Genomic DNA, 23,979 nt, shown 5'->3' on the forward strand with positions numbered 1-23,979 from the left:
CTCTCAAGTGACGCACATCTGACCAGTCACTGTATTGACTCCCAAATTTTATTAGTTCATTTTATAGATACGTGAGGCGTTTTGGGTCATTTGTCCTATGCTCCTTTTTCTTCAAAAAACAGCATACGCCTCTTTTTTACTTAAATTCAATCTCTGTATACTTTCTCGCTACTTCTCTTACCTCTTTTGTCAGTCAATCAGGTTATTGGGTGGTAGTCGTTTTTATGAGCGTGACTGGAACATTAATTACCGATTGTTTAATAGATATATTCGGAATTAGTTTGGTGACAACAACAATCGCCTTTAGTGTCATCCTACTGCTAATTTTTTGGTTCTGGTATTTCACCGAAAAGACCCTAGCGATGCATTCGATTAACACGACGAAAAGAGAGCTTTTTTATTGGGCAGCAATTTTATTTACGTTTGCCTTGGGTACTGCAACAGGAGATCTTCTTGCTGAGACATTGAAACTGGGTTATACCCAAGCTGCAATTATATTTGGCACGGCGATCGCGATTATTACCATCGCTTATAAATATTTACGCATGAATGGAATCTTAGCATTTTGACTAGCCTATATCTTGACTCGTCCACTCGGAGCATCTATAGGTGATTTACTGTCTCAACCTGCTGCAAATGGTGGCTTTGGTTTAGGTACGGTCGTGACTAGCATTCTTTTTCTGGTTGTAATTGTGACTTTTGTGACTTTGTTAACTCTTAAGCAAAAGCGGCAGAGAAACGGTAAAGCAACTACCAATTCCTAGTTCGCTGGTGACAGAAATTTCACCGCCATGCTGATTAGCGATCGCCAGTGCGATCGTTAATCCCAAACCAAAGCTACCCGCATGATAAGTACGAGAGTTTTCCGATCGCCAAAAGCGCTCAAAAACCTTATCAACCTGATCTGGCGCAAGGCCAATTCCATTATCGCGTACTGAAGTTAATACTCGCTGTCCAGTTATTTGACAATCTAGTTCAATCCTACCGTCCGCTAATGTGTACTGAATAGCGTTTGCAATCAAATTAGCAAATAATCTTCTCAACTGGGCGCGATCGCCAAAAGTATCAATTGGCTTATCTGCTAAAAACTGCAATTTAATTGATTTTGTCTCGGCTTGAGGTCTATAAAACTCGATAAGTTCGGTTAGTAACTCGTTTAAATTCACATCATGATAATGTTCTTTAAGTAAATTGTCAGTTCTCGCTAGCAGTAATAAATCTTCTGTTAAACGAGTCATCTGTTTGGTTGCATCTGCGATCGCCTCAAATTTTGCGATGTCTCCTATACGGATGCCCTCTGGGTATCGCAACGCCACCTGAGCATTACTGGAAATCACCATCAACGGACTGCGTAACTCATGAGATGCATCGGCAGTAAACTGCTTTAAAAGCTCAAAATTGCGCTCAATGGGCTGCATAAATTGTCGAGTCAGCCATAGTCCTCCGATCCCACTTAACAAAAGAGCCACAACCGCACCACCTGACATCCCCCAGTCCAGATGTCGCACCGCTTCATCAAATTCCACCAACGACTGACTAGCACGCACATATCCTATAAGTTTCCCATCATCATTGCTAACCACAGGCAGAGTTATCGATTGAATGCGAGGACTCCCTGATTGGATTTGAACCGCATCTTGACCAGCAAATGGTAGATTGAAAACTAATTTTCCCTGACGAGAAATTAGATTGCCGCGAATATCAAACCATTCCAATGCTTGATCTTTGGCTACGAGGGCTTGCTGAGGAAAATCACTTTTAAATTTAATTTGACCATTCTCTGATTCCAGACTGCTAGAAGCTCCATGTCCCAACGTAGTAAGTTTTTCAGTCACCTGCTGACTTAAGCTATGCACAAACAGAAATCGTACAACTACACCAAGCGAAGTTAATATTGCCATCAATACAAGCAGAAAAGACAACAGTAAACGGTAACGAATCTTGGTAAACATAACTAACCTTGATTCAAAGCAGCTAGCCGATAGCCAATCCCATACACAGTTTCAACCAAAGTATCTGAACTCCCAGCCTCTTTCAGCTTACGCCGCAAATTGGTAATGTGTGTTCTAATCGTATCTTCACCTGACTGCTTGTCAAATTCCCATATCCTATCCATTAGTGCGGTGCGCGTAAATACTTGAGTCGGATTTTGCAATAAGTGGTCTAAAATCATGAATTCTTTGGGTGTAAGCGAGAGAATCTTTCCTTTATAACTAACTATCTGACTGCCAGAATCAAGACTCAATCCACCGTAGGCAAAAACTTTGGGTTTGAGATCGTGACTGCGCCTTGCCAATGCTCGAATTCGCGCTGAAAGTTCTTCTAAATCAAAGGGCTTAACTAAATAGTCATCAGCCCCAGCATCTAAACCTAACACCCGATCGGAAATGCTGTCACGGGCGGTTAGCATTAATATCTGCGCTTTACAGCCGCTAGAACGAAGTCGCCGACAAAGACTTACTCCATCTAGCTTCGGCAACATCACATCCAGTAGAATTAGGTCATAGACGATCAACTGCGCCCACTCCCAACCTTCTAAACCATCTCTAGCATAATCAATGCTATGCTTTTGCGCGCGTAAATCTTCAATCAAGGGTCGAGCAATGCGATCGTCATCTTCTACAAGTAAGATCTTCATAATTTGTTGCAAGCAAATGAACGAGAATTATTCCCGTCTTACCTAAATCGAGTTTAATTATAGAGGACACAGGTTGAAATGCATGATCTCCTCTCCTCTCCGCTTAGCCAATTTAGATGAAGTTTAAAGTGAGTTTATAAGCCGATATGAAAAAGCGATATCTATATATATTGACTATATTTGCCACTATTTTCTCGTTTGGCATAGCCATTAAAGCGACAGAAGTATTTCAATCACGGACAGTTAAAATACCTAGTCCATCTGAAATGTCAAAACTGGCGGATTCATTCAGTCCCCAAGAAATCTCACAACTAGAAATCGATGACATCCTACGCGATCGCCTTCGATTTGATCCCCAATGGCAAGAAATTGCTCAAGCAATCCGCCAAGATATTATTGTTGCCAAATGGGGAAAAGATCCTGTTGAGAATCCAGTCTGGAAAAAATATGGAGCCAAGGCATATCCATTACTGAGTTATTATGCTAGCTCCCGTGATGATACTCGCCAAAAATATGGTATCGAAGGAATTCGCAGTCTAGGAAAACCTTACACAACCCTATGGCTACGTGGACAGATTCAAAGGCGTTTGGCTTATCCTAACTTGTATAACATCGCTTCCTATTCATTTGAAGCTCAAAGCAAGGACTGGGAGAAAGAATTTGGCTTAGATGATCCAAAAGTACGGGAAGAGCTAATCAGTCTTGCCAAAGCAAATCTTGAGCCTCGGAATTCGCCGCAATATTACGACCAATTTAATCTAGAGTTTTTAACTCGATTGTTGGGATATGAAGCTGTGAATGGCAAAAATCCTTACCAGAAAGATAAGGATTTTGTGGGTCTATCGGAATGGTTACAGTACGAGCAGCTTCAACAACCGACAGATATTCAAGTTAAATCTGCGATCACCCTCTATCAAAAGTTGTCTAGCGATGCCCAAGAGCATATTTTAGTTGAGCGATTAGGTGCAATCAAAGCAGGACAAATTAAGCCCTTCGCTCGCTCTTTCTTTCTTTCTTTGGCTAATGATCGCTCTGCTAGCGATCGCATTTGGGCGATCGCAGAATTAGATCGTCATGGAGATGCCCAAGGGACAAAAATCCTCAAAAATATTTTGAATAACGATCTATCTCAACTACATTCGCTCTCACGGATTGTCAGTTACGAAAATTTTGCGTCAAAAGGCGACTATGCCTACTACCTGCTGCTGGGCATGGTAGAGAAATATCCGCAATCAAAATTTGCGATCGGCTGTCGTGAATATGGGGATTTAACTGGGCGCTCTTATTTTGATGGTCAGCCTCGTAATGAGGCAATTCTGGCTAGTAATGCCAAACGAACTGAGAAAGAACGCCTCAATGCTTGGCAAGGATGGTTACAACGATATTCAAATCATTCTGGAGCCGATGATGCCCATCACTTTCTTGCCCTCAGTCTCCAAGACAACAATGATATTGTCGGAGCTATGCGTGTCTGGATCAAAATCATGGCTCAACCAATGGGCGATCGAGATGCTATTTACCTCGCTTTCCCCCATGTACGAACTCTCCTAGATGTCGGCTTGTCCATCGACCAGATGCAAACCCTCCTTCAAGAGCCAGAAAACAAACCCCTAGCGCCTCTCTTGCAATATGCGATCGCCATCCAATATGCGCGATCGCACAACTACGCAAAAGCTTTAGAGGTATCCGCAAATGTGCAACTAGAAGCAATGCCTGATGCTCTTCTCGAAGCTTATTATTATCCACAAGGACGGCCGCGTTGGTCATGGCAATATAATCAGGTCGAAAATTTTAAGAAAGAAGCTCAATCATTATTGAGCGAACAAAAATTACGGTGGCAAAAACTCCGCCAATGGCAAATCGAAAATACTCCCGAATCGCGATATCAAATCGCATCCAATTGGGCAGGCATAGGAGGATGGAAAAACGGCTATTTACCAATCTGGGATGGTAGTCGTCTTTATCGCTTGCCGACGGATTGGGGTTGTCGCGAGTGGTGGGTATGCGATGAATCTAAGCGCAGTGCATTGGAAATTCTTGCTAAATATCAAGCTGGCAGTCAAAATGCGATCGCTCTCTCCCTCTATCAAAACTTGATTGAAGATCCCAATCTCTCCACCGACCTTCGCGAAAAATCTCTGTACATGGTAGCAATGACCCTGCTTGCCCAGTGGGAAAACCACACTTTCTCAGAAACCCAACGTATCCATCCACCCGCAGGAGTAACTGCTACTAAGCAATCACCGATGAGCAGACGTAATTATTCTTACCAAGATTACGAGCAACGCGAAAAGAATATGCGTTCTGACTACCAAAGGCGCATTGATGGCATCATCACTGAATTACAGGTGAAGTTTCCTCAGAGCCAATATATTGATGATTTGCTATTTTCTAGCTTCTTTCTCAGTGAGCAATCTAATTATTTACAAAAATTGCTAGAGCGGTATCCCAACAGCGATCGGGCTGTCGAAGCAAGGTTTCTCCTAGACTTAAAAAAATAGCAACGCTTTTTTTAAACCCACAAATTTTTATTGAATGATAGTTCGGGTTAAGCTCTCAGAGCCAAAAAACAAAAGTCTCGCTAAGCGAGACTTTTGTTTTTTGGCTCTGAGAGAGAGTTTGCGCATAGCACTCTCTCTCAGCAATATTTAAATTAGCCTGAATAGACTTTATGCCAATTCAAAAAAAGAGGTGAAGGAATTTCTTTGAGCCTAAAAACCTTGCAGGATATAGGTTTAAACTCTATGAGGTGTCGGTCATACTTCACGGAATTGGTAGTATTTAGCTTGAATTAGGGTGCTTCTTATGAACTTATACAACAGGGAAAAAAGAGACGATGCATATCCCTCTTTCTTCTAAAAAAAATAAAATGGTGAGAATTCTGTCTAAACTATTGCGAGTTCTCTCAAAACGTGATAGAACGAAATGATGAGTTTCTTCCATCATAAGCAAAAGTATGAAGAAACAAGCTAATCTAATCAATCAATCATTATTATCTTTTTGGTTTCCGTAATATGACTATAGATCTACCTGTAACTCTACAGCCAGATGGCTTTGGTGCGACTTTACAAGCTTTGCATAGCAGTTTGCAAGGCTTCCTCTCTGAATATGAAGATAAAGTGGCTCAAGCCCGCGCCCAACTCGCTCATGTTGAAGCACTCCTAGGCACATTACCAGCCGAAGATCCTAAGACCAAAGCCAAAAAGAAAGAAGTCGTAGCTGTTGCTCCTGTTGTTGCTCCCGACGTCATTGCTGAAGTTCCACCAGCCCCTACTAAAGGTCGCAAACCTAAAGCCACTGCTAAGCCTGAAGTTGCTCCTGCCGCTAAAGGAAGAGGAAGAGGACATCGTCGTGGTTCTTTGACAACTCGTCCTGCGTATGATGGTCTTACCCTCACAGAAGCGATCGAAAAGATTTTGAATGAACGCCAAGGTCAAGCTGTAAATGCTGATGATGTAGTCAATATCCTTTATGGTGATCTAACTGAGTCAGTATTCCGAGTCGCTAAAGAGCGCGTCACCAAAAACCTCTCCAAGGGTAAGGGCGAAGATAGATGGAAGCGTGTTCCTAACCAACTTGGTTACTACACATTATCTTTGGAAACCTTGAAGACTGTCCCTACCTCTACCATCAAGAGAGGTAGAGCTGCATCCGTGAAGACTGAAGCTCCTGCTCCTAAGGCAGCCAAAGCTCCTAAAGTAGCTCCTAAAACTGCTGCTAAAGCTGCTCCTGCTCCTAAAGCAACCAAAGCAACCAAAGCTCCTAAGGCAGTAGCAACCAAAGCTCCTAAGGCAGTAGCAACCAAAGCTCCTAAGGCAGTAGCAACCAAAGCTCCTAAAGCGACCCCTGTAAAGGCAGCTCCTAAGGCTTCAAAAAAGGCTGAAGCAGAATCATCTAAGACTTCACAGCCTAAGAAGTCTGGTCGTATGAGTTCTCTGGTGATGCGTCCTCTCTATCAGGGTAATACCTTGACTGATGCGATCGAGAAGGTTTTGCAAGAGCGTAAAGGTGAGTTTGTCAATGCTGATAGCGTTGTCAAAGCTCTCTATGGCGATCTCTCGGCAGAAAACTTCCGTCAAGCGAAGGATCGCGTTACCAAAAACTTGTCTAAGGGCAAGTTGGATGGCAAATGGGAGAGAGTTCCTAACCAGTTGGGTTACTACACCTTGTCGATGTCTGCGGTCAAGGCATAGGTAATTGATTAGGTAGCCTGTAAGGATTTTTATTCTGCCTAAGACATTGGATTGATTTTAGGATTACAAATGAGCACACACTCATTTGTAACCTACTACCTCTAAAAAATAAAGACTCGCTATGCGAGTCTTTATTTTTTGCTTGTGTTAGGTGTAATCATGCTTTAGAATATCCAACGGGAGAGATGGCAGAGTGGTCGAATGCGTTCGACTTGAAATCGAATGTTGTGAAAGCAACCGAGGGTTCGAATCCCTCTCTCTCCGTAAATACAAAAAGATGGGCTACCCAGTGGGTAGCCCATCTTTTTGTATTTAATCTTGTTCGATTTTTACCATCACCTTATCTTCAGTGATTGATAAGAGGACTGATGGCTCTTGAGCAGATTTGAGATTAGGATGACTAGCCTTAGAGGATTGAGGTCTATTTACATTGCGCCAATTGATAAACCTTTCTTTAAGCCATCGGAATGCAGGGGGTATGGCAAACCATAACACCACACCGCTTAAAATAATTGAACTAATCCTCACAACTCCAGACACTAGAGTTTCTAGGGGAATTAATGTACCTGCGTAATAAGCGACCCCTGTCGTGACTGTTGCCCAGACGATCGCTCCTGTAGCATTAAAAAATAGAAATCGAGGATAGGACATCCCTGACAACCCTGCCATTGGGCCTGCAAAGATTCGTAAGATAGCGATAAAGCGTCCAAAAAAGACAGCCCGATCAGCGCTACCACGAAATTTTTCGCGAGCGATCGCAATTTCATCACTAGGCATCCGAAATAGCTTGCCGATTTTCTCTAATGCTGGCAAGCCTCCCCAACGTCCTAACCAGTAGCCCGCACTGTCTCCCAAGATAGCTCCAGCGACTGTGCAGAGTAAAACTAATGGATAGCGCAATTCTCCATTTCCAGCTAAAAATCCACCAACTAAGGTGATCGTTTCCCCTGGCAATGGGATACCTGCATTCTCAAGCATGATGCCTAAGAAAACAATCCAGTATCCATACTGCTGTATCCATTCTTGAATAATTTCTAGCGAAAAAAACTCAAAATGCATGAGTTATGACTCAAAGTTTGATTGATTAAAGGGTTTATGAAAAATTGTTACTTTTTGTATCATTATAGGCGGTTATCGCGATCACAAATCGGTTGTTGCTGATTTGTATCTTAAGCAATACCTCTCTTGAGCTTACAATGCTTTGCGCTCAAACCTGAAGCAATAAATTTTTTGAAAGTGTTGCTTTGCAAGACTTTCAAAAAATTTATTGCGGTTCGTTCAATCATAAAATTGCGAAAAAAAGCTATAGGTTGATGGATATAGCGTTAACAGGACATGCAGTAATGCATTGTTCGCATACAACACAGCGCGATCTCAAAAAGTTGAGTTGAAAAGTCTTTGGATCAAGGGTCAGGGCTTCCGTGGGGCAGACACCTGTACATAAGCCACAATCAACACAAGCAGTATCGTCGATCACAATTTCGCGTCCATGTAATGAAACCTCGATATCTTGCGATCGCATCCAGTCCATCGATTCTTCCAGTTGATCAATATCGCCTGATAGCTCCAGCACCATTTTGCCCACTTTATTGGGGGCAACTTGAGCGCGAATGATATTGGCAGCAATATTAAAATCTTTGGCAAGCCGATAGGTAATCGGAATGCTGATTGCTCGCTTGGGAAAGGTAAGATTAACTCTTTTTTTCATAATTGGTGCTTTTTGAAGATTCCCGCCCTGATAAATCAGCAATACATCGTTTTGGATTTTGCCTGTAGCAAAATCCAAAACCCAAAATCTCACTGAGATTAATACAGCACTTTACGAATGTGGACTGAACACATTCGTAAAGTGCTGTATTAATTATGAAACCAATTTTGATGTTTTTACGATCAAATCCTAAGCAAAAAAAATAGAATGGCGCTTCTCACCATTCTATTTTTAATAATAAAAAGTCAAACAGGACAAAAGCTGATAGACTTACGAAGACTTTTTTGGTTGCTGAAATTGGCTGGCAGATAGAGATATGGGTAAAATATTTATTTCCGCAGGTCACGGTGGTTTTGAGGGTTCATTTCGCGATCTGAGTGAGATGACGGGTGGAGCGATGGAAACTGCTGAATTAGCTGCCACCAGAGACTTAGTGATTGCCGAATTGCGATCGCGGGGCATTTCGATCAGCATCCCTAGCGATGATTTAAATTTAACTGAGGCGATCGCATGGATTAATGCGAGAGCTACACCTCAAGATGTGGCTTTGTCCTTGCAAATAGATATTGCCAATACTAGTGAATTACGCGGTACAACTGCCTATTACATTACAAATAATGCCTTACGTAAACGGCAAGCAGAAATACTTACCAGTGCTTTAACCAAGCGTGTACCTGAAATAATCAATCGTGGTGCAAAAGCAGATACGATCGCGAGCATTGGTAGTTTGAGTTTTTGCCGCCAAATTTCAGTTCCTTCTATTTTGCTAGAGTTAGTATTTTCTAACAATTCGCAAGATAAGTTACTAATGCAAACAAGGCGACGTGACTATGCGATCGGAATTGCCGATGGTTTGCAAGCATGGATTAATGAAACTGCGACAACGATTCCTGTTTATACTCCATCCAATCGTCCCACAACTATTAAGCCCGTAACTTATCCAGAGATTAACATTAATCTCAACGGTCAAAGTTATGAAGAAAAAGGGATTCTAGTTTCAGGCAATGTTTTTGTGCCTGCGGATTTAGTCGATCGCCTTGGCTTCGATCTCAACCAAATTCCTTTAACCTGTCGTCTCCGTTATCAAAGTATCGTCTACATACAAGCGATCGCACTGCGCGAGCTAAATACTTCTGTATCTTGGGACAGCACGACACGCACCCTTCATTTGAAAACAATTTTCAAGGTTTTTACTGGTCAAATCGATCAGATCATGGGTGTAGGAAATACGTCAGAAGTACAGATGTTAATGTTTCTTAAAAATAATAATGAAACAGTTCTCACCAACTATAGCGATCTACCCCATATATATCGTGAAGAAGCCGAAATTGAAGGTGTAAATCACGATATTGCTTTTTGCCAAATGTGTATCGAAACAGGATTTCTCAGATTTGTCAAAGGTATTGAGCCTGAGCAAAATAATTTCGCTAGTTTGGGTGCAGCAGCCAGTTCTAAAACAAATGGAGCAGGGGCAAGTTTTGCCGATCAGCGAACAGGAGTGAGAGCACATATCCAACAGCTTAAAGCTTATGCCAGTAATGCTCCGCTATTTCAACCTCTAGTTGCACCCAGATTCAATTTGGTAGCGAGAGGAATTGCTCCTGTCTTACATCAACTAACAGGACGTTGGGCAATCGATCCTCTCTACGATCGCAAAATCCTCTCGCTCATTCGCCGCCTCTACGAATCCGCAGGTATTTTTTAAAATTAGTATGAGCTAAGATTTAGTCTAGGCATATATGGTTTTATATGACAGTTCAATTAGCTTTACGTCAGCTAGAGATTCCCGAAGGGCAAAGATTGCGCTTGCACGATCTTAATTGGCAAGAATTTGAAGCAATTTTGGGAGAGCTTGGTGAACATCGTGCTTCTCGGATCGCTTATTTTGACGGGATATTAGAGGTGCGAATGCCTTTGCCAGAACATGAAGTTGACAAGGAATTGATTGGAGATATTGTCAAACTGATTTTAGATACTTTTGGTATTGAGTTTGAATGCTTCGGCTCAACGACATTTAAGCGTCAAGAAATGAAAAGTGGTATCGAGCCAGATACTTGTTTTTATATTGCCAATCATCACAGGATGGTTGGTAAACGGAGGCTCAATCTCGCCATCGATCCACCGCCTGATTTATCTATAGAAATAGATGTCACTTCGTTTACTCAACTAAAAGCTTATGAAGCTTTGCAGGTTGCTGAACTATGGTGCTACAGCAATCACCAGTTATCTATTTATATTTTGCATGGCGATCGCTACATTGACTCCGATGTTAGTCCTACCTTCCCAAATCTAAAAATTACCGAAGCAATCCCAAACTTTGTAGCGATCGCTATCAATCAAGGTAGAAGCGCCGCTATGAGAGCTTGTCGTCAATGGCTTTCAGAAGAATGATCGCTTTTCGAAGCAGCGATCGCCTCAATCAAAGCTTTAGCTTCAGATGCTCCTTCTGATTTCTGAAACTCCCAAGGGTAGGGCATTTTGCCGCTTAAAACCATACGAATGCCGAGGGGAAAAATGCTGAGTAATCCTTTGATATCCCGAAAGTTATCGCCAACCACCCGCACACCAAATTTACTTTCATCGATCCAGCCGTCTTCTTTGACTAGTTCAACCATCGCGTGACGATGGCGCTGAGCGGTAGATTCTGGCAGATTAGTATTAGCAAGAATCTCATGTTTGATTTTGGAAATTCGATCAAGTGGTTGTACTTCCACTGGACAGACTTCGTTGCAGTTATAGCAGCGCGTACAGTCCCAGACAAATCCTGATTCGTTATATTTCTCTACTCGCTCCTCGGTGCGATCGTCGCGATTGTCTGCCATGACTCGATATGCTTTTGCTAAAGCATGGGGGCCAACAAAGCGATCGCTGACAGCCGCAGCATTACATTCGGAATAGCAAGAACCGCAGAGTATGCAATTGGCGGCGGCTTGGAGTTTGGCGCGTTGTTCGGGAGTTTGGAGGTATTCAGTTTTGCTAATTTGCCGTGATGCAGTAGAGACATAGGGATCGACTTTGGCGAGATTATCCCAAAACTTAGTCATGTCCACGATCAAGTCCTTGATCACGGGTAGATTTTGCATCGGTTCGATGACTAGTTCGGTATCCTGCTCTCCCATTACTTCGCTGATATGTTTCTGACAAGCTAAGCCCGATCGCCCATTAATTCGCATGGAGCAAGATCCACAAATTGCATTGCGACAGTTGCGCCGAAAGCCGATGGAGCCATCCTGTTCGCCTTGAATTTTGATTAATGCATCAAGGACTGTGGTGCGATCGGGGTCGGCTTCGATTTGATAGGTTTGATAGGTGGGTTCGCTGGTGCGCGATGTTTGGCGGCGAAGCTTGACTGTAATATTCATGGGTGATTATTGGCGATCGGGCTTTGTGCAGTAAGTTTAACTTTAACGCAATGTTTGATGGATGAGGCGATCAACCTATCCAATTACATACTGGAATTTTGAATCAATCGCACAACGAGCAACCGATGCAAATTCGGCACTATCCAAAATGGCATTTTCTAGAATGTCTTTTGCTTCCTTTGCTAATTCTTGAAATTCTTGGTCATTCTGTCTTTGCATAGCTAACAACAAAACTTGGTTTAATCCCCGTAATGGTTGCAGCTTTTCGAGTCTTGCTTCTGGTAGCGATCGAGCATTAAGTTTTAGTGAATCAATTGTAATTTGTCCTCTCTGGTTTCCTTGAATCGCATAAGCAATCACGCCTCTAAATCCGATAAACTCTTCAGGATTTTCTTTCCCAAAATCAATAAATAACGGTTGCTCTTGCTCAATTTTTTCTTTGTGGTTAGTAGCTCTTTCGGCTGGATTTTGAAGAGGGAATAAATTTTGTTTGTGTCTTTGGTTGCAACCAGTACAGGCAAGATAGAGGTTGTCCCATTCGTAAGCTAGCCAGTAGTAAGCTGGATATTTTAGAGCTTTGCCAGTTGCTTGTTTATAAGCTTGTTTCGGGCGAAAATGCTCGACATCGCCATCAGTGCCGATTAAGCGTTCGCAAAACCAGCATTTTTGGTGTTGTGCTTGAATTAGTGCTTGCTTGACGGTTTTATGGGCGTAGATTGAACTATCAAATTCAAACTTTTTTGTCCCCGTTTCGTAGGCTGATGGATTACGAGAATATGAGGTGCAATGAGATCGCCGTTTTTGTTTACCATCTTTAGCGAGTTTTTCTGGCGGCGTTTGGGGTTTGTGAATCCGAATCACTCAACTGCCTCCGCACCAGATTTTTCTAATAATTTGGCAGCACGTCGAATGATGTCCATCGCTTTGATATCGTCTGGGTTTTCGGCAGTAGGCAAAGTGCCAATTTTTTCCTCTAATTCTTTCAGTTTTGCTTTATCGGCTTTTGAAATCTTTGGTTTTGAGAGAATCTCTTGTCTTTCAGCTAACAATTTCTCAATTTGAGGAGGTCGTGCTGAGGGGATTTCAAAAACACTGGTTAGAACTTGATCGACTCGCCAATTGTCAATAATCTCAGGATTGTTATCAATTACGACGCGATCGCCTTCTCGTCGTAATAAAACAATATTTGCATCTTGAGCAGCTTGCACCACTAGCGGACTATGGGCAGTAACAATAAATTGTGTATTGGGAAATCTCTCTGTCAGAAATTCCATAATTGTCCTTTGCCACTGTGGATGCATATGCAAGTCAATCTCATCAACCAAAACAATCGCTGGTTCGGCAAGCGGATCTTCACTATCAGGATAACGTTTAAACAATCTCACTGCTAGATCGACCATCCAAGCGATCATAGTACGATATCCCAATCCTAAACTAGATAATCGCACCCATCCATAAGGTGTTAAAAATTCTGCTGTTGGACGATCTCGCTCTTCATCTACTGGAGCAATACGAACATCTTCAACATCTGGTAAAACTCTCTTTAGCACTTCAATAATATGAGTTAACTGATATTGCAGTTGATCTTTTACCTTTCCCGAAGCAGATTTTATAGCATAATCGATTTGTAACATCCAATCTTCAGCATTAATAAGTAACGGACTATCTAAGAATATATTGCCAGTATTATCTTCAAAGTCAGGATAGCTTATAGATGAATTAGACATTTTTCTATTTGCGCTATAACCGTAACATATTGCGCCATTCAATAAATTAAGTGCTAATTTTGAGGCTTCTTCTTCAGCAGACTTACTCGAAGAATTTGGAAATAAAAATCTATTTAACTTTTGGGACTCAATAGGAAACCCTATCCTAGGCGAATAAGTCTGCATGTCTACTTTAATATGCACAACTTTGATCTCTGGAGAATTTTTTATGTCATTTTCAAGTATTCGCAAGGACTGCAGGTTTGCATTACAGATGTATTTAGTATTAATCTCACCCATAGTTCGCTGCATTGTCTGTAGTTCGGTTCTCCAATCTTTAAAATCATCTGAAACCCCTAAAAGAGTTATTAATGGATATGCTTGATAAGGTGACTCTAAATCTTGTCTTATTGGGATTATCTCCATACCAGCTAAACACTTGAGCAATGTTGTTTTCCCAACTCCATTATTTCCTAAAATGACTGTCCATTGCGCTGGATGACCATTCTTATCTGAGAGATTGAGTTCTTGCTTACCCTTAAAACAGAGAATATTTTCTACTTCCAGAGAGAGGAAATACACAGGAGGAACTTTGCTTTTTAAAGCCGCAGGTTTACGTCTGGTTATATTTTTCTTGTGTTGGTTGGTCATGACTTTTGGGCGAGAAACCCTTGCGCGATCTAACTATGTAGTATTGGTATATTAACAGATGCTCGATCTAGCGGAAAATTGATGACTAAAAAGATAGGCAAGCATCATTGATTTTTGATTTTTTGCGATTCTGATCGCTTTGCAATTGTTTGATCATGAAGATTTCTAACCAAATTAACAGATCCCCGACTTTTTCTGTGAATTTGTGAATCCCCTTTGATTGAGCCGAAAAAGTCGGGGATCTCAACCTCGCTATTGATAAATCTCATTGTAAAATAGAAACATCGTAAATGGAGCAACCCCGATGACAGTCATAAAGGCAAAACCCTCTTTAAAGACAATCTATGAAGAAGATTACTTGCAGTGGTTGGAAATGACTACCGAACAACTCCGCACGGGGAAACTAGAAAATTTAGACATTGAGAACCTTTTAGAAGAAATTGAAGCAATGGCGCGAAAAGAAAAAGTTGCTTTAGAAAGTAACTTAGAAGTTTTATTGATGCATTTACTCAAATATCAATATCAAGTCAATAAACGTACTTCGAGTTGGCGATATACCATTGACGAACATCGTAGCCGCATTGTTAAAGCCCTAAAAGTAAGTCCTAGTCTAAAACCATACTTAAAACAAGTCTTTGACGACTGTTATCAAGAAGGTCGAAGAAAAGCCGCGATTGAAACAGGGTTAAATATCTCTAGTTTCCCAATGCGATCGCCTTTTAGTCAAGAAGAAACTCTAAATCCCGATTTTTTACCTGAATAATCCAAATTCTCACCATTGACTCAGACTTTTTGTTTTATCGGATTAGCGATCCGAGATAGCTTGGCGATTATCCAAGTTTCAGGATTTTGCGATCGCTAACCAAATGATTTAGGCAATCAATCGCATCTTCTAACACATTCGACTCATTCATGTGAATATTTTGCTAAGCGTTAAAAATTTGTGATGGCGTTAACTTCAGTTCAGGAAACAGCAAGGATTTAATCAACTCATCGCCTCGATAAACTATTTCCTCATATAGCCCATCTTCCAGCAGTAAAACTGTCACCTTGCGATCGCTAAAATCAATAATCCAATATTCAGGAATCTCGATCGCGTTATATTCTGCTCGCTTCTTGCGATAGTCAATATTGCGCGTACTATCACTAACGATTTCTACAACTAATAAGGGAACAGAATCCGTTAATACCGCCTCTCGAAATCGCATCTCCTGCCACTGTTCCGATGTAATCACTACTACGTCGGGGACTCGACAAGTGATTTTCCCTCTTACTTGACCCGTTTGTACTGCTATCAAATCCTGCTTAGAAATTAATGGCAACTGCAACCGTTGAATCTCGACACGGAAAGAATCATTGACAAATTCACTCATGCCGCCATGAATTCCCGTAGGCTGTGCCATCGCCAATAACTCTCCATTAACTAGCTCATAGCGCGTATCTGTCCCATCATCATAGGCAAGATATTCCGCAAGTGTCAGCAAAGGACTTGCAACAATCATGACTGAATCCTCCTAAAAATGGAAATTTAACAACGCAATTTACACATTTTATAACAACTTATCCATCCCTTACGCGCCCAAGCTACAGCATCCGCAATATCCTGTTCGCTTAAATCCAAAGCAGCCAGCTTAGAACGTACCACATCATTACGCTGCATCTTTAACAAGGGTAAGAATATTTTGCCCACCTTCCACCTTCACATCAAAGTACTCAGAATCTCCGATCTCCCTTGTAATACTTTTAGGAAGAGTAAGCTGATTTTTGGAAGTTAACCGAGCCAGTATGGTAAATTTCCTAAGTTTGCAAAATGCAGAATGTAAGATTTCCTTACTTTATTTTACTCTTATCTTGTTTTTGGACTGTAAAGCTATCAGGATAGCTTTGCGATCGCTCAAGCTTAAAAGTTAGGTGATCGCTGATCATAATAATTCACAGTGCTTTGCGCTCAAATGAACCAAGAACTTTTTGGAAAGTTCTTGGTTCATTTGAGCAGAAATTGCTTTAAATAACCGCACTTTCGTTAATCACTAATTTTTTAGCAGTAGCATCAAGCGTGGCATTTACTCCTAGAGGGAGTACTGCATTTTCAGTGATGTGACCAAACATCAAATTATATAAGGTTGGCTTACCCAATGGCTCAAAGCGATCGCGTAGGACTTCTTCTAGACTAAAACTTCGCAATCCTCCATCTTTGGCTTGGCAATCCACGAAATGTCCCAACGCAAAACCTGAAGCTGCTTGTAATTTCCCAGCCAAAAATAATTGCGTTAACATGCGATCGATGCGATAGGGTTCTTCTCCAATATCTTCTAGAAATAGAATCTTATCTTTAGTGTCGATTTCATAGGGAGTACCCAAAAGATTGACCACTAAACTGAGATTCCCGCCTACAAGCTGACCATTAGCCTGTCCCGAAACTATGGTAATTAGGCGATGCTTACGAGCTTCATCATCCGTACCACTGTAGGGAGACTTAGCAATTTCTCCAATATTCTGAGTAGCCATGACCGCACGCCGAAAATGGGCGATCGCATAGTTCCCGACATTGCTTAAGCCAGATGAACCATGAAAGGTAATTAGCCCAGTTTTTTGATGGATTGCTAGCACCAAAGCCGTAATATCGCTATGTCCAATAATTACTTTAGGATTTTGGCGAATCAGTTCGTAATCTAGTAAATGTAACAATCGGCCGCTGCCATAGCCACCAGAAAAGGTAAAAATACCACGAATATCAGGGCGACGGAACATCTCGTTGATGTCAGAAGCTCTTTCTACATCTTTTCCTGCTAAATATCCATATTGAGAGGCAATGTGAGCTCCAAGTTCTACTTCAAAGCCATATTGTTCGATCACTTCCTTGGCAATTTTAATATCCTCTGGCTCAAAGCTATAACTAGCAGGAGCTACCATTCCTACCTTGTCACCTTTCTTCAATACTGCGGGTTTAATGATGCTTTTATTTGATGAGTGGGCAACAGTCTCGTCGGCTCTAGCTAGACTAGCTGCTAAAGCGATCGCTCCAGAAGCACCTGCTAGAAATTGGCGGCGAGAGGGTTGGTAGTTCATAACAAGATTTCTTATCTATCTTTTTATAGATAATCAAGAATCGAATCAGCAACACGGTTAATCGCTCCTTTTTCGCCCAAACTCTCTCTCACTCTAGAGTATCCATCGAGCATAGTTTGTCTTGCTTGAGGGTTAATTAATAGGTCTAGGGCACATTCCGCGATCGCTTCAGGAATCGCGTCAGTTTGCACAAACTCAGGTACGACTGATTCCATATTGACTAAATTCACAGGTGAAATAAATGGTAGTTTTAGCTTTAGCACATGACGCGCGATCCAAGCCGTAACATTACTGACTCGATATAAAATTACCTGTGGCACATTGAGAAGAGCTGTCTCTAAATTCACAGTTCCAGATTTGCTAAGCACCAAGTCGGCCGCGCTAATTGCAATCTGAGACTTTGCGGAAATGATTGTGGCTTTAATGTCATATTCCTCAAGCAACTTCTCAACTTCGGGACGATAGCGTTCTAGAGATAGCGGCAACCAAAATTTGACATGGGGCAACTTGGTTTGGATGATTTTAGCGGCGGCAAGAATAATTGGCATAACCGATCGCAATTCTTGCGTTCGAGAAGCTGGAAGTAAAGTCACCACCAAATCATCATCAGCGATACCAAGTTGCTTACGGGCTTCCATGCGATCGGGAATCCTTGCCATTAAATCCACAAATGGATGCCCGACCCATTGCACGTTTGTGCCTTGCTTCTCGTAAAAAATTGCTTCTTGCGGGAAAATCGCCAATAATTTATCGGTAAAATCAGCGATCGCCCGAGTGTTTTTGTCGTTATATGACCAAACCCATTCTTGAGGAGCGATGTAATAGATGACGGGAATTTTTAACGTGTGTTTAGCATAATGCCCCATACTTTGATTGGGCATCATGTAATCGATTAGTACTACCACATCTGGCGGAGCAGTTTTTAACCATTGTTTGGCATCTCGCTGCACCTTGAGGGTTGGCAAAACATAGGGCAATGCTTCAACTATCCCAATTGACCCAATTCCAACTGTATTTCCTAGAACCTTTATCCCTGTCGCCGCCATGCGATCGCCACCAAGCCCGACGATTTCTAATTCGATCCCTCTTAGGGCAGCCCGTTCACGCAAACCCTCAATCAAAATCGCTCCATGCCAATCACCTGAAACTTCCCCTGTACTAATAAACACGCGGCGTTTTATCTTGGTTTCTGAGCTAGATTTCATATCGCTAAAAATTATCCTAGTTGAAAAAATATCGCTAATTGTGATTGCTATTTGTGAGAATATGCCAGAAATAAATGTATCTCTTAGTTAAATAGACCCAAGAATTGGTTTAAATTATCCAAGGTTGGATGCTCTAAGTCCCAAATCTCGACCTTGTTCTCCATTACATAATCAAATGCTCTCATACTACATTTACGCCCCGCTTGTTTTTTATCATTATTTGAGCAAGTATCGAATCTAACGTAAATATCGACCCAGAATTTATCAAAATCTTTGTCTTTGATGGTTTTACCATTACTTACCAAACAATTTTTCCAGCTTTCTAAGCAATCCGCATGAATAGATTCTTCTTTTTTAATTGCTTTTAAAACTGTTTCAAGTTCTCCTTGTCCATCGAGATTTGTAAAATAACAAGCTAATTGAATATTAAAATCTTCAAAATTTAGATTAATAAACTCATTAACTTTAATAAGAAATTCTGAATTTGAAAATACCTCTTGGATACATTCATTAACAAACTTGATCCTATCCTCTTCTCGGCAGTTATCAATATCAATAATTACACCTACCTTTTCAATTTCACCTTTTTGGATACTAGCTTTTAAATTTCCAAGAGCTGCTTTTAGCTTTTGATGATTTAATCCATCCATTTCTCGATAATCTTCATCTGAAATACGAATTGGTGTAGTGATTTCTATGTCAATATTAAGTTTGCGAATGATTGCTTGAAAAAAGTGTTTATCATTCTTGCTTTCCACTATCAAAATATTCCTACCCACCTCTCACCTCTTCATTGTGGCTAATACCATAATCTAAAGCATCTAAGTCTCGCTTGATCGCGACTATTTTATCGGTTTTAGCTTGTCTCGCCAGTTCAAAATGAACACCTAAATTTCGGTACTGCAACCCAGCTTTTAGAAAAGCTTGAGTCATTTCTAAACTATGCGTTGTCGCAAATATCTGTACATTTAACTCATCGGCTAATTTATAAAGAACATTCCAAAAATAGACTTGATTGGAGTGATGAATCCCATTCTCAATTTCATCAATAATCAGGATACTGTTTTCATTATTGACTAGTTTTAAGATAATATCGGCAATACGATTAATTGCATCGCCAAAAAGAGACAGAGGCAATCTACTCTTTCCATCTCTTTTTAAATAAATAGTAGGTTCACCAATACTAAAACTTTCCACCTCAGTAATAGAATTATCGATAGACTTAAAAGCTTTTAGAACTTCGTCATCCCTTTCACTTAAACGCGCTTTATCAAATTCACTTGTTAAGTCTCTATTAGAAACCCTTAAAAACGAAGGGATAAATGAAACGTTTCTACTTTCAGGAATTTTAATATCTCTCGCTATCAGACCTTTAGCACTTGAAACAATTTGCGTTTCAAAAGATTCTTTGTTATTTATTGTTGTTTTAAGATGAATTACTGATACTGAAGATTCGCTGCCTGAGAAAAGGCTTGTAATATCTTCTTTTACTTCATCTTCTTGCCCTTCATTTTCTTGAGAAGTATTCACTAAAAAATTTTTTAATGATTCATCAACAGAAATCTCAACTACTTTTGACTCATCATTATCTAGGACTGATTTAATTTGTATTATATCGCCCTTGTTTTGCTGGAAGAAAAAATTAATCCAAGTTCTTTCTGGCAAAGTTTTACTAAAACTTACTTGCTCTCGCCTTACTTGTCTTAGTGAAAAAATCGTGTCGGGTCTGGGAGCGCTATTTAAGAATATGGCTTCTAGTAATGCAGTCTTACCAACATTATTTTTACCGCTAATCAGATTAACTCTTTCAAAGCCAAATACTTTTAGGTTGTCAAAACACCTAAAGTTTTTAATTTCAATATTTTTAATCATCGGGATATTCTAACTTTTTTAAGTCAGCCTTCCAAAATATTCGATATATCGCACATTCTTATGGTACACTCGTAAAGGTCAAAAATTTGGACTAGAAAGAAGTGCCTAAGCTCAAAACTCGTAAATCTGCCGCCAAGCGATTCAAGGTGACGGGTAGCGGCAAGTTTGCTCGCCGCCACGCTGGTCGCAATCACCTACTAGAGCATAAACCAACTGTTCGTAAGAGCAGATTGGGTAAAATGGCTATAGTTGATGAGACTGATAATGACAGAGTAAGTGCAATGATGCCTTACGCCTAGTGATTGCTATCGATGAGATAGACATTGCTAGAAGTGAAAATAACCGACTTTAACGATAATTAACGAACTGCCATGACGAGAGTAAAACGCGGTAACGTAGCTAGGAAGCGCCGCAACAAAGTACTAAAATTAGCCAAGGGCTTTCGCGGATCGCACTCTAAGCTGTTCCGCACTGCTAACCAGCAGGTAATGAAAGCTCTGCGTAATGCCTACCGCGATCGCCGCAAGAAGAAGCGCGATTTTCGTAGTCTCTGGATTACCCGCATTAATGCTGCGGCTCGCCAACAAGGTTTGAGCTACAGCAAGTTTGCTGGGTTGCTGAAGAAATCTAATATTGAGATCAATCGTAAGATGCTTTCTCAGATTGCGATTCTTGATCCTGATGCTTTTACCGCGATCGTGGAAAAAGCAAAAGCGATCGCATAAACAAAAAAAGAAAAAAGCGGCGCTGAGCGCCGCTTTTTTCTTTTGCGAGATTTTAGGGAGGCTGTGTGAAAAAGATTCAGATTGGGACTTTTGCCTTAGCAACGATCGCAATGATTTCCTTATTTGATGGAGGAAATCATTTCAAGTTTCTTCAGCCAAGTCATTTAGCAAATCTAGCGATCGCCGCAGAGACAAACTCAGCTATCACTCCAGAAATAAATACTCTTGATAAAATCAGAAAACGGGGCAAGCTAATTATTGGGGTTAAAGATAATTTGTCTCCCTTAGGATTTCGAGATCGCAGTGGCAACTTATCAGAGCTAGAAATTGATATTGCCCGTGAATTGGCGAAGGAACTAAACATTCCGATAGAGTTAGTCCCGTTAAAAAATCGTGATCGCCTATCCGCATTACAAAACAATCAAGTAGACCTAGCGATCGCCCAAATCACAGTCACCACAAATCGTTCGCGCCTAGTCGATTTTTCTTTGCCCTATTACACCGACAGCACGATCGCGATCGCGAGGCGTGGCATAACTTCTCAAGAATTAAGGCTCCCATTAGCCATTGGGGTTCTTAAGAACTCTTCAGCGATCGCCGTGATCCAATCCCAATTTCCCAAAGCTGCGATTATTGGTGCAAGCTCCTATTCAGATGGCTTAGAAGCTCTGCAATCTGGCAAAGTCAAGGCTTTTGTTGGCGATCGCACCAGTCTCATGCAATGGTTAAAAGATCATCCTGATTTCGCCATCATTGGACAACCTTTAGCGGTTCATAGTTTAGCGATCGCATTACCGCGTGGTTTACAACATCTAGACTTACGCGATCGAGTATTTGATATTGTCGAGAAATGGCGAAGAAATGGCTGGCTCAAAGAACGAGCAAATTATTGGGGCTTATAAAAAAAAGAGAGTGCAAAGCACTCTCTTTTTTGTTTATTTGCGATCGCCTGTATAGCCAGATTCATTTGCTAATTCATCTAAAGTACGCTCACCTGAAAGCATTTTGCCATTGATCTCCCATGTAGGAAATCCCTTAATTCCTTTTTGCTCACATAACGCAGTCTCTGACTTCACTCCTTTCGGTGGATTAGGAGCACATTCGACATAAGGAATTAACTTTTGTGCCTCACCAAACTTTTTCTTTTGATCTAAACAATGCGGACACCAATATGCACCATACATTTTTGCATTGGTTGCAGTTAAGTGCAGAGCTAAACGTCCCGCAAACGTGTTGCTCTGAGCTGCGATTTTACCTTGGCTACCATAAATAACTAAAGTTCCCGTGAGCGTCACGATCGCTACAATCGCACCTGTGAAGAAGAGATTGCCCACATCTTTCCAAGCATTACCAAATACTGTGAGTAACCAAATTGTCGTCATGGTCACAGCGGAAGATATGCAATAGAGACACACCTGAGGCTGTCCCCCAATCTGTCCCGATGCTAGTAGATACATCAGGTAGCCGCTAAAGACAAAAGTTGACGAGGACACCATGAACAGCAAGAAATTTGCTACTTCCTTGATTTGAGCTTGCTCCTTGGGAACATCTTTCTTGAGAATCAAGGGCAATCCCGCCAAGAGTCCTATGGTGAGATAGCCCAAACCACCAAAAATTGTCAGAGGAATACCAAAAATCTTGGCGTATTCACTACTGAGCACTAAGTCACAGCCACTGCCTTGGACATCGCAGAGTGCGACTTTTTGCCCAAAAAAGTGAGTTACAGTCAAATAAGTTACCAGAGAAAAGCCAAATAGAGACAAAGCGACGATCGCAGGGCGCGACCACCGATGCAACCAAGGCTCAGATCGTTTTCTTGTAGCTGTTCCTGACAATTTGTACCTGCCTACTAAATAGATTTGTAACTAGAGGCGTTATGCGCATCTAGTTTTTATTTTATAGATTTTATCCAATCGATATCGGCGGCGATCGCAATATTTGCTCTTCAGCAATATGTTTATTTTTTTTATTAGCAATATCTAACCGTACAGCATCGACAAAGCGGCTGACTCTGATCGGATCGATCGCCTGTTGGATCTGGCCATTACGCTTGAGAGAGCTAGAGACAATTACGCCGTCAGCGTATTCCATCAATTGCGATACATTATCCCATGTTGCGCCAGAGCCAACAAATAGAGAAGTATCACCACAGGCTATTTTTGCTTCCTTAAGATCTTCTGATGTCGGCGGATGTCCAGTCGCCCATCCAGACAAGATCACCGCATCGGCAAGTCCTCGATGAATCGTATCGTGGACTGCGGCGGAAATCTGTGGAACTGAAATGGGTTGAGCGTGCTTCACCAAAACATCAGCAAAGATTTTTACATCTGAGCCAAGTTCACGGCGATAGCGCAAAAGTTTGTAAGCATCACCTTCGATAATGCCTTGATCAGTTGCCATTACGCCCATCAGGACATTGACCCGAATAAACTTAGCACCAACACAGGAGGCGATCGCTAAGGCACTATGACCATCATTCCTTAAGACATTGATGCCTACAGGAACGCCAACCATCTGCTTGACGCGATGGACAACTAGACTCATGGAACTCACCACCGCAGGATCAACGCGATCTTTCGTAAACGGAGCATCAAAAAAATTTTCTACGATGATTCCATGCACACCGCCAGCGGCGAGTGCTGTCGCCTCCTGCTCAGCACGATCAATAACCTCTTTAAGGCTGCTCCCCCAACGCGGCGAAGTAGGCAACGGCAAAAGATGGATGACCCCAATTACGGGTTTGGGCGTATCAAATAAACTACTTAAATCCACATGCGTGACGTTTATAAAAATTTGAGTAAAAAGCTGAGTGACTAGCTCTTAATTTAACTTGATTATGAGTGCATAATT

At 41.4% G+C, this 23,979-nt stretch carries 22 protein-coding genes, 1 tRNA gene and 2 pseudogenes; 10 read left to right on the top strand and 15 right to left on the bottom strand.

Annotation, left to right across the window (positions count from 1 at the left end):
* Positions 1–203 precede the first annotated feature (203 nt).
* Positions 204–764: pseudogene (locus PseudUWO311_RS24940) on the top strand (hypothetical protein); the annotation flags it as partial.
* Here the strand turns inward: PseudUWO311_RS24940 and PseudUWO311_RS18005 are convergent.
* Both PseudUWO311_RS18005 and PseudUWO311_RS18010 read right to left on the bottom strand, forming a co-directional pair.
* On the bottom strand, positions 711–1,952 hold the full coding sequence (locus tag PseudUWO311_RS18005) for a sensor histidine kinase (protein ID WP_142656619.1): 1,242 nt from the start codon (positions 1,950–1,952) through the stop codon (positions 711–713). The pseudogene PseudUWO311_RS24940 and the gene PseudUWO311_RS18005 overlap by 54 nt on opposite strands.
* A 2-nt stretch (positions 1,953–1,954) precedes the next feature.
* Positions 1,955–2,638, bottom strand: coding sequence for a response regulator transcription factor (locus tag PseudUWO311_RS18010; protein WP_142656620.1), 684 nt, complete (start codon positions 2,636–2,638; stop codon positions 1,955–1,957).
* 146 nt (positions 2,639–2,784) lie between these two features.
* On the opposite strand from PseudUWO311_RS18010, the gene PseudUWO311_RS18015 reads away from it, so the two are divergent.
* From PseudUWO311_RS18015 to PseudUWO311_RS18025, 3 genes are all read left to right on the top strand, one after another.
* On the top strand, positions 2,785–5,139 hold the full coding sequence (locus PseudUWO311_RS18015; protein ID WP_142656621.1) for a hypothetical protein: 2,355 nt from the start codon (positions 2,785–2,787) through the stop codon (positions 5,137–5,139).
* 513 nt (positions 5,140–5,652) lie between these two features.
* On the top strand, positions 5,653–6,831 hold the full coding sequence (locus tag PseudUWO311_RS18020) for a hypothetical protein (protein ID WP_142656622.1): 1,179 nt from the start codon (positions 5,653–5,655) through the stop codon (positions 6,829–6,831).
* Between the two features lie 179 nt (positions 6,832–7,010).
* Positions 7,011–7,095: transfer RNA gene (locus PseudUWO311_RS18025), tRNA-Ser, on the top strand.
* A gap of 48 nt (positions 7,096–7,143) precedes the next feature.
* On the opposite strand, the gene PseudUWO311_RS18030 is transcribed toward PseudUWO311_RS18025, so the two are convergent.
* Positions 7,144–7,890 (bottom strand): DedA family protein, encoded by a 747-nt coding sequence (locus PseudUWO311_RS18030; protein ID WP_142656623.1) that lies wholly within the window; start codon positions 7,888–7,890, stop codon positions 7,144–7,146.
* 244 nt (positions 7,891–8,134) lie between these two features.
* Positions 8,135–8,539 (bottom strand): NIL domain-containing protein, encoded by a 405-nt coding sequence (locus PseudUWO311_RS18035; RefSeq protein ID WP_142656676.1) that lies wholly within the window; start codon positions 8,537–8,539, stop codon positions 8,135–8,137.
* Positions 8,540–8,855: 316 nt separating this feature from the next.
* On the opposite strand from PseudUWO311_RS18035, the gene PseudUWO311_RS18040 reads away from it, so the two are divergent.
* Together PseudUWO311_RS18040 and PseudUWO311_RS18045 are read left to right on the top strand one after the other, a co-directional pair.
* Positions 8,856–10,244: an N-acetylmuramoyl-L-alanine amidase gene (locus PseudUWO311_RS18040; RefSeq protein WP_142656624.1), complete on the top strand. Its 1,389-nt coding sequence runs from the start codon at positions 8,856–8,858 to the stop codon at positions 10,242–10,244.
* A 44-nt stretch (positions 10,245–10,288) separates the two neighbouring features.
* Positions 10,289–10,930 carry a Uma2 family endonuclease gene (locus PseudUWO311_RS18045; RefSeq protein WP_142656625.1) on the top strand — a complete coding sequence of 214 codons (642 nt, stop codon included), beginning with the start codon at positions 10,289–10,291 and terminating at the stop codon, positions 10,928–10,930.
* On the opposite strand, the gene PseudUWO311_RS18050 is transcribed toward PseudUWO311_RS18045, so the two are convergent.
* From PseudUWO311_RS18050 to PseudUWO311_RS18060, 3 genes are all read right to left on the bottom strand, one after another.
* A complete protein-coding gene (locus PseudUWO311_RS18050; RefSeq protein ID WP_142656626.1) occupies positions 10,909–11,901 on the bottom strand; it encodes a succinate dehydrogenase/fumarate reductase iron-sulfur subunit in 993 nt (330 codons plus the stop codon). The two genes, PseudUWO311_RS18045 and PseudUWO311_RS18050, sit on opposite strands and share 22 nt — an antisense overlap.
* A gap of 75 nt (positions 11,902–11,976) precedes the next feature.
* Entirely contained in the window at positions 11,977–12,762 is a 786-nt protein-coding gene (locus tag PseudUWO311_RS18055) for a hypothetical protein (protein ID WP_142656627.1), read from the bottom strand.
* On the bottom strand, positions 12,759–14,258 hold the full coding sequence (locus PseudUWO311_RS18060; RefSeq protein ID WP_142656628.1) for an AAA family ATPase: 1,500 nt from the start codon (positions 14,256–14,258) through the stop codon (positions 12,759–12,761). The genes PseudUWO311_RS18055 and PseudUWO311_RS18060 overlap by 4 nt, the downstream gene beginning before the upstream one ends.
* A gap of 304 nt (positions 14,259–14,562) precedes the next feature.
* Between PseudUWO311_RS18060 and PseudUWO311_RS18065 the strand changes: the two genes are divergently transcribed.
* A complete protein-coding gene (locus PseudUWO311_RS18065) occupies positions 14,563–15,021 on the top strand; it encodes a DUF29 domain-containing protein (protein ID WP_142656629.1) in 459 nt (152 codons plus the stop codon).
* A gap of 163 nt (positions 15,022–15,184) precedes the next feature.
* Here the strand turns inward: PseudUWO311_RS18065 and PseudUWO311_RS18070 are convergent, their stop codons facing one another.
* The 6 genes and pseudogenes from PseudUWO311_RS18070 to PseudUWO311_RS18095 form a co-directional block, all read right to left on the bottom strand.
* Positions 15,185–15,760 carry a Uma2 family endonuclease gene (locus PseudUWO311_RS18070; RefSeq protein WP_142656630.1) on the bottom strand — a complete coding sequence of 192 codons (576 nt, stop codon included), beginning with the start codon at positions 15,758–15,760 and terminating at the stop codon, positions 15,185–15,187.
* A 26-nt stretch (positions 15,761–15,786) separates the two neighbouring features.
* Positions 15,787–16,045 (bottom strand): annotated as a pseudogene (locus tag PseudUWO311_RS24945) (AbrB/MazE/SpoVT family DNA-binding domain-containing protein).
* Positions 16,046–16,262: 217 nt separating this feature from the next.
* Complete coding sequence (locus PseudUWO311_RS18080) at positions 16,263–17,327, bottom strand: LD-carboxypeptidase (protein WP_142656631.1); 1,065 nt, start codon at positions 17,325–17,327, stop codon at positions 16,263–16,265.
* A gap of 23 nt (positions 17,328–17,350) precedes the next feature.
* A complete protein-coding gene (gene lpxB / locus PseudUWO311_RS18085) occupies positions 17,351–18,532 on the bottom strand; it encodes a lipid-A-disaccharide synthase (RefSeq protein WP_190303557.1) in 1,182 nt (393 codons plus the stop codon).
* 83 nt (positions 18,533–18,615) lie between these two features.
* The gene (locus PseudUWO311_RS18090; RefSeq protein ID WP_223807630.1) at positions 18,616–19,290 is read right to left on the bottom strand and encodes a DUF3226 domain-containing protein; all 675 of its coding nucleotides are present in this window, start codon (positions 19,288–19,290) and stop codon (positions 18,616–18,618) included.
* Positions 19,291–19,303: 13 nt separating this feature from the next.
* The gene (locus PseudUWO311_RS18095; protein WP_142656633.1) at positions 19,304–20,404 is read right to left on the bottom strand and encodes an AAA family ATPase; all 1,101 of its coding nucleotides are present in this window, start codon (positions 20,402–20,404) and stop codon (positions 19,304–19,306) included.
* A 101-nt stretch (positions 20,405–20,505) separates the two neighbouring features.
* Here PseudUWO311_RS18095 and rpmI point away from each other — a divergent pair, with 101 nt between their 5' ends.
* From rpmI to PseudUWO311_RS18110, 3 genes are all read left to right on the top strand, one after another.
* Positions 20,506–20,703 carry a 50S ribosomal protein L35 gene (gene rpmI / locus PseudUWO311_RS18100; protein WP_103670288.1) on the top strand — a complete coding sequence of 66 codons (198 nt, stop codon included), beginning with the start codon at positions 20,506–20,508 and terminating at the stop codon, positions 20,701–20,703.
* Positions 20,704–20,775: 72 nt separating this feature from the next.
* A complete protein-coding gene (gene rplT / locus PseudUWO311_RS18105) occupies positions 20,776–21,129 on the top strand; it encodes a 50S ribosomal protein L20 (RefSeq protein WP_142656634.1) in 354 nt (117 codons plus the stop codon).
* A gap of 65 nt (positions 21,130–21,194) precedes the next feature.
* A complete protein-coding gene (locus tag PseudUWO311_RS18110; RefSeq protein ID WP_142656635.1) occupies positions 21,195–22,031 on the top strand; it encodes a transporter substrate-binding domain-containing protein in 837 nt (278 codons plus the stop codon).
* 33 nt (positions 22,032–22,064) lie between these two features.
* Here PseudUWO311_RS18110 and PseudUWO311_RS18115 read toward each other — a convergent pair whose 3' ends face one another.
* Complete coding sequence (locus tag PseudUWO311_RS18115) at positions 22,065–22,964, bottom strand: vitamin K epoxide reductase family protein (protein WP_142656636.1); 900 nt, start codon at positions 22,962–22,964, stop codon at positions 22,065–22,067.
* Positions 22,965–23,034: 70 nt separating this feature from the next.
* Positions 23,035–23,901, bottom strand: coding sequence for a photosystem I biogenesis protein BtpA (btpA, locus tag PseudUWO311_RS18120; protein WP_142656637.1), 867 nt, complete (start codon positions 23,899–23,901; stop codon positions 23,035–23,037).
* Between the last annotated feature and the right edge of the window lie 78 nt (positions 23,902–23,979).

The organism is Pseudanabaena sp. UWO311 (assembly GCF_006937785.1).
Classification (GTDB): domain Bacteria; phylum Cyanobacteriota; class Cyanobacteriia; order Pseudanabaenales; family Pseudanabaenaceae; genus Pseudanabaena.

Bases quoted from the DNA above. Each gene is read 5' to 3' on its own strand.
- PseudUWO311_RS18065 (WP_142656629.1), top strand. From the start codon at position 14,563: ATGACAGTCATAAAGGCAAAACCCTCTTTAAAGACAATCTATGAAGAA.
- PseudUWO311_RS18040 (WP_142656624.1), top strand. From the start codon at position 8,856: ATGGGTAAAATATTTATTTCCGCAGGTCACGGTGGTTTTGAGGGTTCA.
- PseudUWO311_RS18070 (WP_142656630.1), bottom strand. From the start codon at position 15,760: ATGATTGTTGCAAGTCCTTTGCTGACACTTGCGGAATATCTTGCCTAT.
- PseudUWO311_RS18035 (WP_142656676.1), bottom strand. From the start codon at position 8,539: ATGAAAAAAAGAGTTAATCTTACCTTTCCCAAGCGAGCAATCAGCATT.
- lpxB (WP_190303557.1), bottom strand. From the start codon at position 18,532: ATGAAATCTAGCTCAGAAACCAAGATAAAACGCCGCGTGTTTATTAGT.
- PseudUWO311_RS18020 (WP_142656622.1), top strand. From the start codon at position 5,653: ATGACTATAGATCTACCTGTAACTCTACAGCCAGATGGCTTTGGTGCG.
- PseudUWO311_RS18045 (WP_142656625.1), top strand. From the start codon at position 10,289: ATGACAGTTCAATTAGCTTTACGTCAGCTAGAGATTCCCGAAGGGCAA.
- PseudUWO311_RS18060 (WP_142656628.1), bottom strand. From the start codon at position 14,258: ATGACCAACCAACACAAGAAAAATATAACCAGACGTAAACCTGCGGCT.
- PseudUWO311_RS18010 (WP_142656620.1), bottom strand. From the start codon at position 2,638: ATGAAGATCTTACTTGTAGAAGATGACGATCGCATTGCTCGACCCTTG.
- PseudUWO311_RS18015 (WP_142656621.1), top strand. From the start codon at position 2,785: ATGAAAAAGCGATATCTATATATATTGACTATATTTGCCACTATTTTC.
- rplT (WP_142656634.1), top strand. From the start codon at position 20,776: ATGACGAGAGTAAAACGCGGTAACGTAGCTAGGAAGCGCCGCAACAAA.
- PseudUWO311_RS18095 (WP_142656633.1), bottom strand. From the start codon at position 20,404: ATGATTAAAAATATTGAAATTAAAAACTTTAGGTGTTTTGACAACCTA.
- PseudUWO311_RS18005 (WP_142656619.1), bottom strand. From the start codon at position 1,952: ATGTTTACCAAGATTCGTTACCGTTTACTGTTGTCTTTTCTGCTTGTA.
- PseudUWO311_RS18030 (WP_142656623.1), bottom strand. From the start codon at position 7,890: ATGCATTTTGAGTTTTTTTCGCTAGAAATTATTCAAGAATGGATACAG.
- PseudUWO311_RS18050 (WP_142656626.1), bottom strand. From the start codon at position 11,901: ATGAATATTACAGTCAAGCTTCGCCGCCAAACATCGCGCACCAGCGAA.
- PseudUWO311_RS18080 (WP_142656631.1), bottom strand. From the start codon at position 17,327: ATGAACTACCAACCCTCTCGCCGCCAATTTCTAGCAGGTGCTTCTGGA.